The sequence below is a fragment of the Peterkaempfera griseoplana genome (assembly GCF_001418575.1).
GTDB classification, from domain to species: Bacteria; Actinomycetota; Actinomycetes; order Streptomycetales; family Streptomycetaceae; genus Peterkaempfera; species Peterkaempfera griseoplana.
In genome coordinates, this window is record NZ_LIQR01000200.1 from 1 (window position 1) to 17,053 (window position 17,053).

Annotated in this window: 16 protein-coding genes; 7 read left to right on the top strand and 9 right to left on the bottom strand. The window is 73.6% G+C overall.

Translation table 11 applies throughout. The features are described 5' to 3' along the window. Together AOK09_RS16245 and AOK09_RS16250 are read left to right on the top strand one after the other, a co-directional pair. Positions 1-580, top strand: a 580-nt coding sequence (locus tag AOK09_RS16245; RefSeq protein WP_055587921.1) for a GyrI-like domain-containing protein, incomplete at its 5' end; no start/stop codon positions are given. Then, the gene (locus AOK09_RS16250; protein ID WP_055587922.1) at positions 577-1,527 is read left to right on the top strand and encodes a C45 family autoproteolytic acyltransferase/hydolase; all 951 of its coding nucleotides are present in this window, start codon (positions 577-579) and stop codon (positions 1,525-1,527) included. The genes AOK09_RS16245 and AOK09_RS16250, both read left to right, overlap by 4 nt. 142 nt (positions 1,528-1,669) lie before the next feature. On the opposite strand, the gene AOK09_RS16255 is transcribed toward AOK09_RS16250, so the two are convergent. The 3 genes from AOK09_RS16255 to AOK09_RS16265 form a co-directional block, all read right to left on the bottom strand. After that, positions 1,670-3,403, bottom strand: a complete 1,734-nt coding sequence (locus AOK09_RS16255) for a phospho-sugar mutase (RefSeq protein WP_055587923.1) — start codon at positions 3,401-3,403, stop codon at positions 1,670-1,672. Between the two features lie 121 nt (positions 3,404-3,524). Continuing rightward, the gene (locus AOK09_RS16260) at positions 3,525-4,346 is read right to left on the bottom strand and encodes a purine-nucleoside phosphorylase (protein WP_055587924.1); all 822 of its coding nucleotides are present in this window, start codon (positions 4,344-4,346) and stop codon (positions 3,525-3,527) included. Positions 4,347-4,448: 102 nt separating this feature from the next. Further along, entirely contained in the window at positions 4,449-4,886 is a 438-nt protein-coding gene (locus AOK09_RS16265) for a gamma-glutamylcyclotransferase (protein WP_055587925.1), read from the bottom strand. Between the two features lie 91 nt (positions 4,887-4,977). Between AOK09_RS16265 and AOK09_RS16270 the strand changes: the two genes are divergently transcribed. Together AOK09_RS16270 and AOK09_RS16275 are read left to right on the top strand one after the other, a co-directional pair. Beyond that, entirely contained in the window at positions 4,978-6,426 is a 1,449-nt protein-coding gene (locus tag AOK09_RS16270) for an NAD(P)H-quinone dehydrogenase (RefSeq protein WP_055587926.1), read from the top strand. A gap of 181 nt (positions 6,427-6,607) precedes the next feature. Further along, complete coding sequence (locus AOK09_RS16275; protein WP_055587927.1) at positions 6,608-7,561, top strand: DeoR/GlpR family DNA-binding transcription regulator; 954 nt, start codon at positions 6,608-6,610, stop codon at positions 7,559-7,561. A 524-nt stretch (positions 7,562-8,085) separates the two neighbouring features. Here AOK09_RS16275 and AOK09_RS16280 read toward each other — a convergent pair. Continuing rightward, positions 8,086-9,858, bottom strand: coding sequence for an acetyl/propionyl/methylcrotonyl-CoA carboxylase subunit alpha (locus AOK09_RS16280; RefSeq protein ID WP_055587928.1), 1,773 nt, complete (start codon positions 9,856-9,858; stop codon positions 8,086-8,088). 299 nt (positions 9,859-10,157) lie between these two features. Between AOK09_RS16280 and AOK09_RS16285 the strand changes: the two genes are divergently transcribed. Further along, positions 10,158-10,646, top strand: coding sequence for a hypothetical protein (locus AOK09_RS16285; protein ID WP_055587929.1), 489 nt, complete (start codon positions 10,158-10,160; stop codon positions 10,644-10,646). Positions 10,647-10,678: 32 nt separating this feature from the next. Here AOK09_RS16285 and AOK09_RS16290 read toward each other — a convergent pair whose 3' ends face one another. The 5 genes from AOK09_RS16290 to AOK09_RS16305 form a co-directional block, all read right to left on the bottom strand. Then, on the bottom strand, positions 10,679-11,452 hold the full coding sequence (locus tag AOK09_RS16290) for a hypothetical protein (protein WP_055587930.1): 774 nt from the start codon (positions 11,450-11,452) through the stop codon (positions 10,679-10,681). Between the two features lie 63 nt (positions 11,453-11,515). After that, a complete protein-coding gene (locus AOK09_RS16295; RefSeq protein WP_055587931.1) occupies positions 11,516-12,133 on the bottom strand; it encodes a Maf family protein in 618 nt (205 codons plus the stop codon). A 41-nt stretch (positions 12,134-12,174) separates the two neighbouring features. Then, on the bottom strand, positions 12,175-12,300 hold the full coding sequence (gene mmpB, locus AOK09_RS43200; RefSeq protein WP_265736727.1) for a morphogenic membrane protein MmpB: 126 nt from the start codon (positions 12,298-12,300) through the stop codon (positions 12,175-12,177). 218 nt (positions 12,301-12,518) lie between these two features. Continuing rightward, positions 12,519-12,737: an acyl-CoA carboxylase epsilon subunit gene (locus AOK09_RS16300; RefSeq protein WP_055587932.1), complete on the bottom strand. Its 219-nt coding sequence runs from the start codon at positions 12,735-12,737 to the stop codon at positions 12,519-12,521. 55 nt (positions 12,738-12,792) lie between these two features. Next, the gene (locus AOK09_RS16305) at positions 12,793-14,379 is read right to left on the bottom strand and encodes an acyl-CoA carboxylase subunit beta (RefSeq protein WP_055587933.1); all 1,587 of its coding nucleotides are present in this window, start codon (positions 14,377-14,379) and stop codon (positions 12,793-12,795) included. 242 nt (positions 14,380-14,621) lie between these two features. Between AOK09_RS16305 and AOK09_RS16310 the strand changes: the two genes are divergently transcribed. Then, positions 14,622-15,500 (top strand): biotin--[acetyl-CoA-carboxylase] ligase, encoded by an 879-nt coding sequence (locus AOK09_RS16310; RefSeq protein ID WP_055587934.1) that lies wholly within the window; start codon positions 14,622-14,624, stop codon positions 15,498-15,500. Positions 15,501-15,686: 186 nt separating this feature from the next. Beyond that, the gene (locus AOK09_RS16315) at positions 15,687-16,889 is read left to right on the top strand and encodes an adenylate/guanylate cyclase domain-containing protein (protein WP_079063114.1); all 1,203 of its coding nucleotides are present in this window, start codon (positions 15,687-15,689) and stop codon (positions 16,887-16,889) included. Positions 16,890-17,053: the final 164 nt, after the last annotated feature.

Consider the following 17,053-nt stretch of genomic DNA (forward strand, 5'->3'; position numbering starts at 1 on the left):
CCGGGCCGAGCTGGCCGCCGACATGGCGGCCGCCACAGCCCGGCTGGCGCAGGTCGAGGCGAGGCTCCGAGCCATCGAGAGCGAGGGTCACATGCCTGCCACCGACGTGGTGCTCAAAGCCGTCCCCGCGGTACGGATCGCCGAACTCTCCGCCGTCGCCGCGAGCTACGGCCCCGAGGACATCGGCCCCGTCCTCACCCCGCTGTACGACGAACTGTTCCGCCGCCTCGCCAGGGCGGGGATCACTCCCACCGGACCGGGCGTCGCCTGGTACGAGGACGCCCCGCAGGGCGACGGCGCCGTGATCGCCCACGCCGGGGTCACCGTGGCGGCCGAGCCGCGCGACGGCCTCGACGTCGACATCGTCGACCTGCCGCCGATCCGGACCGCCGCCACGGCGGTCCACCGCGGCTCCATGGACCACATCGTCCCCACCGGCCAGGCCGTGGCCCGCTGGATCGACGCCAACGGCTACCGCTCCGACGGCTACGCCCGGGAGGTCTATCTGGAGTGCCCGCAGGACAGGGCCGACTGGGTCACCGAGATCCAGGAGCCCGTGGTCCGCGCCACCGCGCCGTGAGCCGCCGCCTCACCTTCACCGCACTGGACGTCGGCGACGGCTCGGACGGACGCTGGGCCGCCGCCGCACGGGCGGCCTGGCTGGACGCCGCCCCCTGGTACACCGGCCGGGGCGGCCCGGAGGCCGAGCGGCTGCTCGCCGAGCGGATGCCGGAACTGCTCCCGGTCCTGGACCGCCTCGCCGCCGGGCTCGACCGCCCCGGCGGCCGGGCGGCCCTGGCCCACGCGGGGCTCAGGCCGTTCTTCTCCGGCTGCACCCAGGCCGCCGTGGACGGGGTGCTGCTGCGCAACTACGACTTCGCCCCGGCGCAGTGCAGCCGCACCGTGGTGTCCTCCCGCTTCCTGCGCCCGGTGATCGGGATGCAGGAGCTGTTCTGGGGCCTGCTGGACGGGATGAACGACGCAGGGCTCGCGGTGTCGCTGACCTTCGGCGGCCGGTTCGTCCACGGTCCGGGCTTCTCGGTCCTGCTGGTGCTGCGCTATCTGCTGGAGACCTGCGACAGCGTCGGTCAGGCCCTGGACGCACTGGGCCGGCTGCCGGTCGCCACCGCGCAGAACCTCACCCTGGTCGACGCCTCGCGCGCCCTCACCGTCCAGGTCGGCCCCGATCTGGAACCCACCGTCACCTCGGAGCCCTACGCGGCCAACCACCAGTCCGCCCCGGTGCCGCAGGAGCAGGAGCGCCTCACCCGGACCCGGCAGCGCCTGGCCGCCGTCCGGGAGGCCGCCCGTTCGCCGGACGCGGTGCTCGCCGCACTGCTGAGGCCTCCGCTCCACCAGCCCCGCCACGACGACGGCATGGGCACCCTCTACACGGCCGTCTACCGCCCGGCCGTCGGCCGGGTCGGCTACCACTGGCCCGGCGAGCCGCCGTGGGAGCAGTCCTTCGCGGCCTTCACCCCGGGCTCCCGCACCGTCACAGTGGGGAGGACGCCAGGGGAGCCCTGACCGCCGTACGGGCCGCCGGCGCCGCCCGGGGGCCGCACCGGGCGAACGCCCGTCAGCCGGGCGGCCCGGAGGGCGGCTTGGGGGCGGGGCCGGCGGCCGGCTGACCGGCCGGGCTCCTCCGGAGCCCGGCCGGATCCCGGGCTCAGGCGTCGATGCCCGCCGCGGCGGCGATGTCCTTGCGCAGCGCCGTCAGGATCTCGGCCGCGGTGGCTCTGGCGGCGGCAAGCCCGGCCGCGGTGGGGACCGGGACGACCACCTCCAGATAGCACTTGAGCTTGGGCTCGGTTCCGGAGGGCCGGACGACCACCCGGGCGGCCTCCACCGGACAGCCGGGGAGGTCCGCGCCGGACAGCCGGTAGCGCAGGCCGTCGGTGGGGGGCAGATCGGCGGAGCCCTGCTCCAGGTCGTCGGCGGACTCGACCGCCAGACCCGCCAGGGAGACCGGCGGCTCGTTGCGCAGCCGCTGCATGGCGGCGCCGATCAGGGAGAGGTCGCCGACCCGGACCGACAACTGGTCGGTGGCGTGCAGACCGTGGGCCAGGGCGAGGTCGTCCAGCAGGTCGGACAGGGTCCGGCCGGTGCTCTTGAGGGTGGCGGCGAGTTCGGCGACCAGCAGGGCCGCGGTGATCCCGTCCTTGTCGCGCACCCCCTCGGGGTCGACGCAGTAGCCCAGGGCCTCCTCGTAGCCGTAGCGCAGCCCCGGGGTGCGGGAGATCCACTTGAAGCCGGTGAGGGTCTCGTCGAAGCCGAGCCCCGCCGCCGCCGCGATCCGGGAGAGCAGTGAGGAGGAGACGATGGTGGTGGCGAAGGTGCCCTCGGCCCGCTGGGCGACCAGGTGGGCGGCGAGCAGCGCGCCGACCTCGTCGCCGCGCAGCATCCGCCAGCCGGCCGGGCTGCCTGGGTCGGGCACGGCCACCGCGCAGCGGTCGGCGTCCGGGTCGTTGGCGATGACCAGGTCCGGGCCGACCGCGCCGGCGGTGCGGAAGGCCAGGTCCATGGCGCCGGGCTCCTCCGGGTTGGGGAAGGCCACGGTGGGGAAGTCCGGGTCGGGCTCGGCCTGCTCCGCGACCACGGTGGGGGCGGGGAAGCCGGCCCTGGCGAAGGCCGCGAGCAGGGTGTCGCGGCCGACGCCGTGCAGCGGGGTGTAGACGACGGAGAGGTCGCGCGGGGTCCCGGCGCCGAGGACGGCCGCGGTGCGGTCGAGATAGGCGTCGACGATGCCGTACGGGCCGTGTGCGGGCAGCACCTGCCAGCCGTCGTCCGCCAGCGGCACCTCGTCGAGCGGGCCGACGGCGTCGATCTCGGCGGCGATCTCGGCGTCGGCGGGCGGCACGATCTGCGAGCCGTCCCCCAGGTAGACCTTGTAGCCGTTGTCGCGGGGCGGGTTGTGGCTGGCGGTGACCATCACGCCGGCCACCGCGCCGTGGTGGCGGACGGCGAAGGCGAGCACGGGCGTGGGCAGCGGCTGCGGGAGCAGCGAGGCGTGCAGTCCCGCGGCGGTCAGCACGGCGGCGGTGTCACGGGCGAAGTCGAAGGACCTGTGGCGGGCGTCGTAGCCGATGACGACGACGCCGGAGGTGTGTCCCTGGCGTTTGAGGTACGCGGCGAGGCCGGCCGCGGTGCGGATGACCACGGCGCGGTTCATCCGCATCGGTCCCGCGCCCAGTTCACCGCGTAGTCCGGCGGTGCCGAACTGGAGGGTCCCGGAGAAGCGGGCCGCCAGTTCGGACCAGGCGCGGCACTCGTCCTCGCCGGGTTCGCCGCCCTCGGCGGCGGCCAGCAGGGCGCGCAGCTCGGCGGCGGTCTCCGGGTCGGGGTCCTCGGCGAGCCAGGTACGGGCCCGCTGGAGCAGGTCGTTCTCGGGTGCGCGCGCCATTGCTTCGACTCCTGGGGTGACGGATGCGTACGGCGGCCGCAAAGGGGCCTCGGGGGAGGTCTTCCCCGCGGGCCCCTCCGGGCCACCGGAGCTCATGGACCGATGTCGGATCCGACGGGTGTCAGATCCGCTCGAGGACCTTGGCGAGCAGGGCGCCCATACGGGCTGCGGAGGCACGGCCGGCCTCCAGCACCTCCTCGTGGTTGAGCGGCTCGCCGGTCATGCCGGCGGCGAGGTTGGTGACCAGGGAGATGCCGAGCACCTCGGCCCCGGCCTCGCGGGCGGCGATGGCCTCCAGCGTGGTGGACATGCCGACCAGGTCGCCGCCGATGGCGCGGACCATGCCGATCTCGGCGGGGGTCTCGTAGTGCGGGCCGGTGAACTGGACGTAGACGCCCTCCTCCAGGGACGGGTCCACCTCCTGGCACAGGGCGCGCAGCCGCGGCGAGTAGAGGTCGGTGAGGTCCACGAAGTTGGCGCCCAGGATGGGCGAGGTGGCCGTCAGGTTGATGTGGTCGCTGATCAGCACGGCCTGGCCCGGGGTGAAGGTGGGGCGCAGTCCGCCGCAGCCGTTGGTGAGCACCACCGTGGAGCAGCCCGCGGCCACCGCGGTGCGCACACCGTGGGCGACGGAGGCGACGCCGTGCCCCTCGTAGAAGTGGGTGCGCCCCAGGAAGACCAGGGCCCGCTTGCCGCCGATCCGCACCGAGCGGATCTTCCCCGCGTGGCCCTCGACGGCCGGCGGCGGGAAGCCGGGCAGGTCGGTGACCGGGAACTCGTGCTCGGGGGCGCCCAGGGCGTCGGCCGCGGGCACCCAGCCGGAGCCCATGACCAGCGCGACGTCGTGGCGCTCCGCCCCGGTGAGTTCCCGGAGGCGGGCGGCGGCGGCCCGGGCGGCGGCGTGGGGATCGGTGGCGACCACCGACTGAGGAGATGCGTTCACGCCCGAGAGCCTAGTCGGAAATTCCCTACGCGCGTAGACAATGTGTCGAAGACATGCCGGATTGTTACCGCTACGTGCGCTTCCTCCCTGCGGAGCCCCGCCTCAGCAGGGTCGCTTGCGCAGGTCCATCACATAGTCGTACGGGGCGCCGGCCGATTCCGCGGCGTCCGCGATCAGCCCCAGATAGCGCGCGGACGGCAGCCCGCCCTCGTAGTCGTCCAGGACGTAGGTCCAGACCGCCAGGTCGCCGTCCAGGGTGTGCGCCCGCAGCCGGATCTTGCGGTAGAGGCCGAGCTGCAGCCCCTCCCAGCGGTCCAGCCCCTCCTCGTCCATCGGCGCGACGTCGTAGAGGGCGACGAACACCTGCTCCTTCTCGTCCTCCACCACGGTCGCCAGCGAGCCCTCCCAGCCCAGCTGCTCGCCGCCGAAGGTCAGCCGCCAGCCGTCCAGCCAGCCGGTGCCCCGGAGCGGGGAGTGCGGAGCGCGGCGGCTCATCTGCCGCGCATCGAGGTTGGTGGCATACGCGGCGTAGAGCGACATGACGTCCAGCGTACGTGAGGCTCCGCACACCCGCGCAGCCGGAAGGCGCACCCGGCGTCGCAGCCGCGGCCCGGTGCGGGACAATGGGAGGGTGACTCGGATCGTGATCATCGGTGGCGGACCCGGCGGATATGAAGCGGCCCTGGTGGCCGCGCAGCTCGGCGCGGAGGTGACCGTCGTCGACAGCGACGGGCTCGGCGGCTCGGCGGTGCTGACGGACTGCGTGCCGTCCAAGACGCTGATCGCCACCGCTGAGGTGATGACCAGCTTCGACTCCTCCTACGAGGAGCTGGGCATCATCGTCGCCGACGACACCCCGCCGGACAAGCAGGCCGCCCGGGTCGTCGGGGTGGACCTCGGCAAGGTCAACCGACGGGTCAAGCGCCTGGCCGTCGCCCAGTCCCACGACATCACCCAGTCGGTCACCCGTGCCGGAGTCACCGTGCTGCGCGGCAAGGGCCGGCTGGAGGGCCGTCAGGACCTGGACGGCTCGCGCGCCGTGGTGGTGGAGACCGCCGACGGCGAGAGCCGCACCCTGCGGGCCGACGCGGTGCTGATCTCCACCGGCGCCACCCCGCGTGAGCTGCCGGACGCCCAGCCGGACGGCGAGCGGATCCTCACCTGGACCCAGGTGTACGACCTGGACGAGCTGCCCAGCGAGCTGATCGTGGTCGGCTCCGGCGTCACCGGCGCCGAGTTCGCCGGGGCGTACCAGGCGCTGGGCTCGCGGGTCACCCTGGTCTCCAGCCGCGACCGGGTGCTGCCGGGCGAGGACCCGGACGCCGCCGTGGTGCTGGAGGACGTCTTCCGCCGCCGCGGCATGAACGTGATGTCCCGCTCCCGCGCCGAGTCCGCCAAGCGGGTGGGGGACAAGGTCGAGGTCACCCTCTCCGACGGCCGGGTCATCACCGGCAGCCACTGTCTGATGGCCGTGGGCTCCATCCCCAACACCGCGGACATGGGCCTGGAGGAGGCGGGCGTGAAGCTCACCGAGTCCGGCCATGTCAAGGTCGACCGGGTCTCCCGTACCTCCGCCCCGGGCGTCTACGCGGCCGGTGACTGCACCGGTGTGCTGATGCTGGCCTCGGTCGCCGCCATGCAGGGGCGGATCGCGATGTACCACTCGCTGGGCGATGCGGTGCAGCCGCTCAACCTCAAGACCGTCTCCTCCAACGTCTTCACCGACCCCGAGATCGCCACCGTCGGCTACACCGCCGCTGACGTCGAGTGCGGAAAGATGGACGCGGTCTGTGTGAAGCTGCCGCTGCGCGGCAATCCGCGGGCCAAGATGCAGGGCATCCGCGACGGCTTCGTCAAGCTCTTCGCCCGCCCCGGCACCGGCATCGTGGTCGGCGGGGTGGTGGTCGCCCCCCGTGCCAGCGAGCTGATCCACCCCATCTCCCTGGCGGTGGACAACAACCTGACGGTGGAGCAGGTCGCGAGCGCCTTCACGGTCTACCCGTCGCTCTCCGGTTCCACCGCCGAGGGCGCCCGTCAGCTGCACATCCGCAAGCGCGACGGGGCGGAATCCGCCTCCTGACACCCGGTCGGACGGCGCACGGGGGAGCGGGCGCCGTCCGAGGCGGCGTGCATTGTAGGGGTGCGCGCCTATCGCTGGTGAGCAACTTCGACTACGAGGTGCAAACGCCTGAAAGCAGACGGTCACGCGGGTTACGGTCTGTTTCGTGTTCGCAGCAGAACGTCGCCAGTTGATCCTCGAAATGGTGCGCGCCAACGGAGCGGTGTCGCTCCGGGAGCTCGCACGTGTCGTCCAGACCTCCGAAGTGACCGTGCGCCGGGACGTACGGGCCCTGGAGGCCGAAGGGCTGCTCGACCGCCGCCACGGCGGTGCGGTGCTGCCCGGAGGGCTCAGCAGGGAACCCGGCTATCCGCAGAAGACCCATCTCGCCGCCGCCGAGAAGAGCGCCGTCGCCGACCTGGCCGCGAGCCTGGTGGAGGAGGGCGACGCCGTGGTCGTGGGCGCCGGCACCACCACCCAGGAGCTGGCCCGCCGGCTCGCCCGGGTACCCGGGCTGACCGTGGTCACCAACTCCCTGCTGGTGGCCCAGGCGCTGGCGCACGCCAACCGGGTCGAGGTCGTGATGACCGGCGGGACGCTGCGGGGCTCCAACTACGCCCTGGTGGGCAGCGGCGCCGAGCAGTCCCTCCAGGGGCTGCGGGTGGCGCGGGCCTTCGTGTCCGGCAGCGGGCTCACCGCAGAGCGGGGCCTGTCCACCACCAACATGCTCTCCGCCAGCGTCGACCGGGCGCTGGTGCAGGCGGCCGCCGAGGTGATCGTCCTCGCCGACCACACCAAACTGGGCACCGACACCATGTTCCAGACGGTGCCCACCGATGCCATCACCCGCCTGGTCACCGACGAGCAGGCCACCGCGGATGACCGCACCGCGCGGGAGCTGGACGCGCTGGCGGACCGGGGCGTCCAGGTCACGGTGGCGCCGCTGGGGCTCCCCGGCGATCCGCAGCCGCACCCGTCGTACGGACAGGGGCCTGCCCTTGAACCCCGCCGGGGTCAGCAGACCGCCCCGCTGCCCGGCCAGCGCCGCCCCGGCGCCCACGGCGGTCCGCCGCCCGTCCCCGGCGGGCCGGGTGTCGCCCCCGGCCTTCCCGGCCAGGCCCGCCTGGCCGAGCTGGGGAGCCGCCGCAAGCGCTGAGGCACCGGCCCGGCTGAGGGGACACCAGGCCCGCGGCCGGACGGATGCGTAACCCCGTGAGACGGGGTGAGGCCCCCGGGTGGGAGCGTCCGGGGGCCTCACACTCCGGCGTCGTCGGCGGTGCCGGGCCGCTCCCTGGGGTGGTGGGACGGGAGGGCCGCCGGCCGGCGACGCCCCGCGGGTGCCGACGGCGGAGGTCCGGGCGCCCGCGGCGCCGGAGGAGCGGATGCCCCGGGGCGGCCGTGGAGGTCCGGGCCGGTCCGGCCCTCCGCTGCCGCCGCCGCGCTCGCTCCGGCACAGCCCTCACGCTAGCCTCGCCGGACAAGGGAGTTGAGGGTCGGCGGGAGCTCTTAGGGCGGGCTTAAGCAACGGTTGACCGCGCGATCGGGTTCGGCGGCCGGGGCGCGCTGCTGTGTGCCCTGGACCGCCCCCGGCGACCGTGATCACCATGGAGCCGCCCGGCAGAACGCCGGGGCCCCGCGGAACGGATTCCGCGGGGCCCCGGTGCAGGCTGTGCCCGAGCGTCAGTCCTTGATCTCGCAGATCACGGCGCCGCTGGTGATGCTGGCGCCGACCTCGGCCGAGAGCGAGGTGACGGTGCCGGCCTTGTGGGCGTTGAGCGGCTGCTCCATCTTCATGGCCTCCAGGACGACGATCAGGTCGCCCTCCTGGACCTCCTGGCCGTCCTCGACCGCGACCTTGACGATGGTGCCCTGCATCGGGGAGGCCAGCGAGTCGCCGGAGACCGCGGAGCCGGCCTTCTTGGCGCCCTGGCGCCGCTTGGCCTTGGCCGCGCCGGCGGCCGGGGCCGCCGCCGCGGAGACGCCCAGCGAGGACGGCAGCGACACCTCGATGCGCTTGCCGCCGACCTCGACCACCACGGTCTCGCGGCCCTCGGGCTCCTCGCCCTCGGCCGCGCCGCCGCCGAAGGGCGGGATGGTGTTGTCGAACTCGGTCTCGATCCACCGGGTGTGGACGGTGAACGGACCCGCGTGGCCGTGCACCTCGGGGCCGAACGCCGGGTCGGCGACCACCGCGCGGTGGAACGGGATGGCGGTGGCCATACCGTCCACCTGGAACTCGGCCAGCGCCCGGGCGGCACGCTGCAGTGCCTGCTTGCGGGTGGCGCCGGTGACGACCAGCTTGGCCAGCAGGGAGTCCCAGGCGGGGCCGATCACGCTGCCGGACTCCACGCCGGAGTCCAGCCGGACGCCGGGACCGGTCGGCGGGGCCCAGGTGGTGACGGTGCCCGGGGCGGGCAGGAAGCCGCGACCCGGGTCCTCGCCGTTGATGCGGAACTCGAAGGAGTGGCCGCGCAGCTCGGGGTCGGTGTAGCCGAGCTCCTCGCCGTCGGCGATCCGGAACATCTCACGGACCAGGTCGATGCCGGAGACCTCCTCGGTCACCGGGTGCTCCACCTGGAGGCGGGTGTTGACCTCCAGGAAGGAGATGGTGCCGTCCTGGCCGACCAGGAACTCGCAGGTGCCCGCGCCCTCGTAGCCGGCCTCCTTGAGGATGGCCTTGGAGGCGCGGTACAGCTCGGCGTTCTGCTCGTGGGAGAGGAACGGCGCGGGGGCCTCCTCCACCAGCTTCTGGTGGCGGCGCTGCAGCGAGCAGTCACGGGTGGAGACCACGACCACATTGCCGTGCTTGTCCGCCAGGCACTGGGTCTCGACGTGGCGGGGCCGGTCGAGGTACCGCTCCACGAAGCACTCGCCGCGGCCGAAGGCCGCGACGGCCTCACGCACCGCCGAGTCGTAGAGCTCGGGGATCTCCTCCAGGGTGCGGGCCACCTTCAGACCGCGCCCGCCGCCGCCGAAGGCCGCCTTGATGGCGATCGGCAGCCCGTGCTGCTCGGCGAAGGCCACCACCTCGTCGGCGCCGGAGACCGGGTCGGGGGTGCCGGCCACCAGCGGGGCACCGGCCCGCTGGGCGATGTGCCGGGCGGCCACCTTGTCGCCGAGGTCACGGATGGCCTGCGGCGGGGGGCCGATCCAGGTCAGGCCGGCGTCCAGGACGGCCTGGGCGAAGTCGGCGTTCTCGGAGAGGAAGCCGTAACCGGGGTGGACCGCGTCGGCGCCGGAGTCGGCGGCGGCCTTGAGGACCTTGGCGATGTCCAGGTAGCTGGTGCCGGGTGTGTCGCCGCCCAGTGCATAGGCCTCGTCGGCCACGCGGACGTGCAGCGCGTCCCGGTCCGGGTCGGCGTATACGGCGACGCTGGCGATTCCGGCGTCAGAGCATGCCCGGGCGACACGGACTGCGATTTCTCCGCGGTTGGCGATGAGCACCTTGCGCACGATGGCTCCCTTCTTGAACCTAGGCGAGTCTAGGGACCGGCGGTCCGTACTATCGAGTCACCCCCGGTGGTGACCTTGCCCACACGGAGAGTCATCCCGGGTGGTGACCAGTGCTGGCGGGTGCGTGACAAAGCCTTGCCCACCAAAGGTACGCCGGGTCTTCGCGAGTCGCTGGTAGCTCGCTGGAGCGACTCAGTGGCCTTCGCCACGTCGGCCGTGCCACCCGGGCGTGTCACACCTCTTGAGCAGTTAGACGACGGGTCAGTAACGTGCCCGTAGGGAGAGGGAGAGGGGCGGACATGCGACGAGCGGTACTGATCGCGACTGCGGCGCTGCTGGCGGTCGAGGCGCTGGCGTTCGCCCTGGTGGGGCTGGTGCTGGGCCTGGCCGTACGCAAGCAGCAGATGTCCGTCGGAGGCCTCTCCCCGGACGCGATGGCGATCGGCGCCTGGGCGGGGCAGGGCGCCCTGGCCGTCTTCCTGCTGGTCTGCGCGGTGGTCGCGGCCAGGGCGGGGTGGCTGGGCCCCGGCCCCCGGCACGCCGGAGGGCAGCGGGGCGCCGGCCGGATCGCGCGGGGACTGCTGATCGGGTGCGCGGTGCTGCACGGGCTGCTCGGCGCGGTCCTGCTCGGCCTGTCGGGCTGGCTGGTCTTCACCGGCCTGATGCTGGTGCTGGCGGTGCTGGTGCTGGCGCTGCTGCTGCTGCGCGAGCCCGGTGGCGAGGCCGCGACCGCGGCTCCCCCGGCCGGCAGCCCGCCGCCGGTCGCGGGCGGCCCCCAGCCGGCCTGAGGGTCCGCCGGTCCGGCCGGGCCGGTGCCCCCTCAGCCGGAGGACGCCGCGGCGGTGTCCGGCTCCGGTGCGGCGGCGGGCCGCTGGCCGGCCGGCGCGGTGACCGCAGCCCGGGTCAGATCCCCGGCCAGCTCCACCACATCGGGTCCGTAGGCCGGGGTGTTGACGGCCTTGACGACCAGGCAGAAGGGCTTCCCCGCACCGTACTCGCGCATCAGCCGGCGCCGGTTGCCCAGCAGGAAGCGCACCGCGGCCTGGTTGGAGACCGGGGTCTGACCGCAGATCAGGAAGACCGGCCGGCGGCTGTCCGTACCGGGGATGCGGGCCAGCACCGCGTACTCGGCCTCGTCCGGCACCCGGGAGAAGGAGTGCTCCCCGGCGCTGATGGTCATCGGGCTGCCGGGACCGGTCCACTCGGCGATCCGCAGCCCGGGAAAGCGCCAGGCCAGGTGCGCCGCCATCCGGCTGTTCACCGACGGCCCGCCCAGGCACACCTCGGCCTTGGTGCCGATGCCCTGCCGCACCCGCTCATGGGACAGGATGGTGGCGTGCGCGCCGCACTCCTTGATCAGCGCCGACAGCTCCATCAGCGCATAGGCGTCCTGCAGGGCGACCGCGGCACCGTCCGGCAGCTTGGCGTGCCGGGGCACCACCAGCAGGCACTCGGTGCCTTCCGCCATCCCGAAGAACTCCCGGGCGCGGTCGAGACGCCGGCGGCGCCGCAGTGTCTGCGCGAGCCAGCCGAGTGCGGCGCTGACGGCGCTGGCGGCCACGCCGAGCAGGATGTTGAGCAGTCCATCGGCCATCGGGGCCCTCCCTGTCGTGTGCCTGCCCTCTCCGCGGGCGGTCACACTACCGGGCGGGCGCTGTCAGGCCCACAAGTCGGTGATCTGTACCCCGACATCGGACAGCAGCCGGCGCAGCAGCGGCAGCGACAGCCCGATCACATTGCCGTGATCGCCGTCGATGCCCTCCAGGAACGGCGCCGACCGGCCGTCCAGGGTGAAGGCCCCGGCGACGTGCAGCGGTTCGCCGGAGGCGACATAGGCGGCGATCTCGTCGTCGTCGGGGGTCCCGAAGCGCACCACGGTGGAGGCGGTGGCCGCGGACCGGGCGCCGTTGCCGGTGTCGATGACGCAGTGCCCGGTACGGAGCACCCCCTCGCGGCCGCGCATCGCGTGCCAGCGGGCCGTGGCCTCCGCGGCGTCGGCGGGCTTGCCCAGGGCCTCGCCGTCCAGGTCCAGCACCGAGTCGCAGCCGATCACCAGCGGACTGTCGAGGCGGCCGGGTTCGGCAGCGATCCGGTCGGCAACCGCGACCGCCTTGGCCTCGGCCAGCAGCAGCGCCAGCTCGCCGGGGGTGGAGGCGCTCAGCGCCTCCTCGTTCACCCCGCTCACGATCACCTGGGGGTCGAGCCCGGCCTGCCGCAGCAGGCCCAGCCGGGCGGGAGAGGCGGAGGCGAGTACTACGGTGCGGCGGTCGCTCATGGCCGACAGCCTATAGAGCGCCGGGCCGAGCGCAGGCCCGGTCAGGACACCAGCAGCACCAGCACCAGGACGGCGAAGACGGTGATGACGACGCCCGCCCGGCGCATCATCGCCTGCGCGCGCCGCCCTTCGGGCGACGGTTCGTCGTCGGGGTCGGACCAGAGCACACTTCCGATGGTGCGCCCGGCCGGGGCCGGACGCCTGAGTACGCGTACTCAGATCACCCCGTGGCCGCCCACCCGCACCTCCCTCGCGAGCTGCACCGACGGCTCCGGCCCGGCAGCACCGGCCTTCACACGGCCGGAGTCGCAGGCCGCGACGGCCGCCTCGCTCCGGCTCGGGCGATGCCGGAGCCGGAGCCGGAGCGAGGCCGGACGGGCCGGGTTCAGTGGGCCCAGGCGGAGGTGCGCCAGGAGTGCGGGCCCGGGGCCTGCATCCGGCGCATGGCGGCCGAGCGGTCGGCCCACGCGGAGACCGGGCCGCCGGCGGCGCGCTGGGCGGCGGCCGCCGCCGACGCCGCTGCGGCCCGGGCCGAGACCACCGCCATGACGGCGGCCAGCTCCTCGGGGGTGGGGTGCCCGTGCAGCACCTTGATGGGGGCCATGGTGCGCTCCAAGGGTCCAGGGTCCAGGGGCTGAGTGGGGGAAGAGAACGGGGGCCTACAGCGGGATGTTGCCGTGCTTCTTGGGCGGCAGCGTCTCCCGCTTGTTGCGCAGTGCCCGCAGTCCCCGGACGATGTGCTGCCGGGTCTCCGAGGGCAGGATCACCGCGTCGACATAGCCGCGTTCGGCGGCGACATAGGGGTTGAGCAGGGTGTCCTCGTAGTCGGCGATCAGCTCGGCCCGCCGGGTCTCCTGGTCCTCCGCCTCGGCGATCTCCCGGCGGTGCAGGATGTTGACCGCTCCCTGGGCGCCCATCACCGCGATCTGGGCGGTCGGCCACGCCAGGTTGAGGTCGGCGCCCAGGTGCTTGGAGCCCATGACGTCGTAGGCGCCGCCGAACGCCTTGCGGGTGATGACGGTGACCAGCGGCACGGTGGCCTCGGCGTAGGCGTAGATCAGCTTGGCGCCGCGCCGGATGATCCCGTCCCACTCCTGGCCGGTGCCCGGCAGGAAACCGGGGACGTCGACGAAGGTGAGCACCGGGATGTTGAAGGAGTCGCAGGTGCGGACGAAGCGCGCGGCCTTCTCGCTGGCGTCGATGTCCAGGCACCCGGCGAACTGCATCGGCTGGTTGGCCACCACGCCCACCGCCCGGCCCTCGACCCGGCCGAAGCCGGTGACGATGTTGGGGGCGAAGAGCGCCTGGGTCTCCAGGAACTCGCCGTCGTCCAGCACGTGCTCGATGACCTTGTGCATGTCGTACGGCTGGTTCGCGGAGTCCGGGACGACGGTGTCCAGCGCCAGGTCCTCCGGCGAGGTGGCCAGGTCGGCTTCCTCCGGGTAGACCGGGGGCTCCTCCAGGTTGTTGGAGGGCAGGTAGGACAGGAGGGCCTTGACGTACTCCACGGCCTCCTTCTCGTCGGCCGCCATGTGGTGCGCCACACCGGACTTGGTGTTGTGGGCGCGGGCGCCGCCCAGCTCCTCGAAGCCCACGTCCTCGCCGGTGACGGTCTTGATGACGTCGGGGCCGGTGATGAACATGTGCGAGGTCTGGTCGGCCATCACCACGAAGTCGGTGATCGCGGGGGAGTAGACCGCGCCGCCCGCGCAGGGGCCCATGATCAGCGAGATCTGCGGGACCACCCCGGAGGCGTGCACATTGCGGCGGAAGATCTCCCCGTACAGGCCGAGGGAGGCCACGCCCTCCTGGATGCGGGCGCCGCCGGAGTCGTTGATGCCGATGACCGGGCAGCCGGTCTTCAGCGCGAAGTCCATCACCTTGACGATCTTCTCGCCGAAGACCTCGCCCAGCGAGCCGCCGAAGACCGTGAAGTCCTGCGCGAAGACCGCCACCGGCCGGCCGTCCACCGTGCCGTAGCCGGTCACCACACCGTCGCCGTACGGGCGGACCTTCTGCTGGCCGAAGTTGGTGGAGCGGTGCCGGGCGAACTCGTCGAACTCCACGAAGGAGTCCTCGTCCAGCAGCTGCGCCACCCGTTCCCGGGCGGTCATCTTGCCCTTGGCGTGCTGCTTCTCCACCGCGCGGGCGGAACCGGAGTGCACGGCCTCGTCGATCCGCCGCCTGAGGTCCGCGATCTTCCCGGCGGTGGTGTGGATGTCGATGTCGCTCTCCGCTCCGGCCATCCCGCGCGTCTCCCTAGAACTGGTTGCCGCTCCAGCGCGCCCCGGTAGCTGCGGTACCCGACCGGACGGCGCGGATCATTACCACTGCGTAGCGTAGCGATCACGCGGGCGTTGTCATTATGGCGAGCACCACAGTGCCTCCCTGCCCGATGTGTGCCCGCCACGGGCGCGGTCAAGCAGTCAGCGGTGCCCCCGCATAGGCTGGCGGTGTGACCGAGGAACCGGGCGGCGGGCGCCGTCGCATCAGTGGACTCAGGGGCTTCACCGGCGGCGGGCCCTCCCCCTGGACCGACCTGGAGCGGCCGCCGCTGGACGCCGCCCGGCTGCGGCGTGCCCTGGTCGTCCCCGACGGCCTGTGGACATCCCTGGAGGTCGTGGCCGAGACCGGGTCGACCAACAGCGACCTCGCCGCCCGCGGCCGCGCCGGGGAGGCGGAGGGCGCGGTGCTGGTCGCCGAGCAGCAGAACGCCGGCCGGGGCCGGCTGGAGCGGCAGTGGAGCGCCCCCGCCCGTTCCGGGCTCTTCCTCTCCCTGCTGCTGCGCCCGGGCCCCGATGTGCCCGTCGAGCGGTACGGCTGGATGCCGCTGCTGGTGGGCGTGGCCGCGGCGGCGACCCTCAGCCGGGTCGCCGAGCTCGACGTGGGCCTCAAATGGCCCAACGACCTGCAGGTCACCATCGCCGGCGGCGAACGCAAGATCGGCGGCATCCTCACCGAACTGGCCGGCGACGCCCTCGTCCCCGGCCTGGGGATCAATGTCTCGCTGCGCCAGGACGAGCTGCCCGTGCCGACGGCCGCCTCACTGGCTTTGGCCGGAGCGGCCGTCACCGACCGTGACACTCTGCTGCGGGCGCTGCTGCGGGAGTTCGCCGAGCTCTACGAGGAGTGGCGGCGGGCCGGCGGCGATCCGCACGCCAGCGGTCTGCTCCCCGCCTACACCGCCCGCTGCACCACCGTGGGCCGCACCGTGCGGGTCCAGCTGCCCGGGGACCGCGAGCTGCTGGGCCGGGCCGTCTCGATCGACGGCGACGGCCGGCTGGTGGTCCGTACCGCCGACGGGACGGAGCAGGCGGTGGGCGCCGGGGACGTCGTGCACGTACGGCCGCAACCGGACCAGCGGTGAGCAGCGTCCGAAGCTCGGAAACGTCGGTCCGCATCCCGGCCGGATGCTCCGGACCGGGCGATTCCGTGCGAACATTCCACAGGACGGCGGTGTGAGGCAGGCCACTGCGGCAGGCCGGGGCTGCCGGCTCGGCTCTACGGCGGACTCGACGGCGTACAAGTGCGGCGACCGCACGGGGATGGAACGGTGACAGACGACGACGGCACCACGCAGGAGCGGCTGCCCGACCACCATGCCGATCCGGCGGGTCACCAGCATCACTCCCTCCCGCACGAGGAGGACGACGAGAGCACGGTCTCGCTCAAGCTGGAGCAGCTGATCCTCGACGCCGCCCGCAAGTACACCCCGTACCAGGCGGCGCGGACCGCAGGTGTCCCCATGGAGCTCGCCAGCCGCTTCTGGCGTGCGATGGGCTTCCCCGACATCGGCCAGTCCCGGGCGCTGACGGACGCGGACGTCATCGCGCTGCGGCGGCTGGCCGGGCTGGTGGAGTCCGGGCTGCTCAGCGAGTCCATGGCGATCCAGGTGGCGCGCTCCACGGGGCAGACCACCGCCCGCCTCGCCGAGTGGCAGATGGACACCTTCCTGGAGAACCTCACCCAGTCCATCGAGCCGGGTCTGTCGCGGGCCGATGTGGCCTACCCGCTGGTGCAGCTGCTCCTGCCGGAACTGGAGGAGTTCCTGGTCTATGTGTGGCGGCGGCAGCTGGCCGCGGTCACCGGCCGGGTCGTCCAGGCCGCGGAGGACGAGGAGGTCACCAGCGGCCGGCTGGCGGTCGGCTTCGCCGACCTGGTGGGGTTCACCCGGCTGTCGCGGCGGCTGGAGGAGGAGGAGCTCGGCGAACTGGTGGAGACCTTCGAGTCCACCTGCGCCGACCTGGTCGCCGGGCACGGCGGGCGCCTCATCAAGACCCTCGGCGACGAGGTGCTGTACGTCTCCGACGACCCGGCCGTGGCCGCGGAGCTCGGCCTCGCCCTGGTGGAGACCCTCACCAAGGACGACTCCATGCCCGCGCTGCGGGTCGGCATGGCCTTCGGCACGGTGACCTCCCGGATGGGCGACGTCTTCGGCACCACCGTCAATCTGGCCAGCAGGCTGACCTCCATCGCGCCCAAGGACGCGGTGCTGATCGACGGGGAGTTCGCGGCGGCGCTGGAGCGGGAGGGGGCGGTGCCGCCCTCTGCGGGACCGGTCGCCCCGTCCCCCGGTGTGGCCGACGCCCTCTCCGCCGTGGCGGCGGGCGTTGCACCCGGCGGACCGGTCCCGGCGGTGGAGCAGGCCACGCTGCCCACGTACCGCTTCCACCTCCAGCCCATGTGGCGGCGTCCCGTCCGTGGCCTCGGGCTGGTCGAGCCCTGGCTGCTCACCCGCCGTGCGGAGCACATCTGACCTGCGTCCGGCCGGGCCCGCCTCCCTTCCCGGGGAGCCGCCCTCCCCGGGGGCCCGGTCACCCGCGCGGCACAGCGTGCGGCGGGAGCGGGGCCTCCCGGGCGTAGCCGGGTGCCCACGGCGTGGGGCGGGCTGCTCGTCGGCGGCGCCGGGCGGCCCGTGCG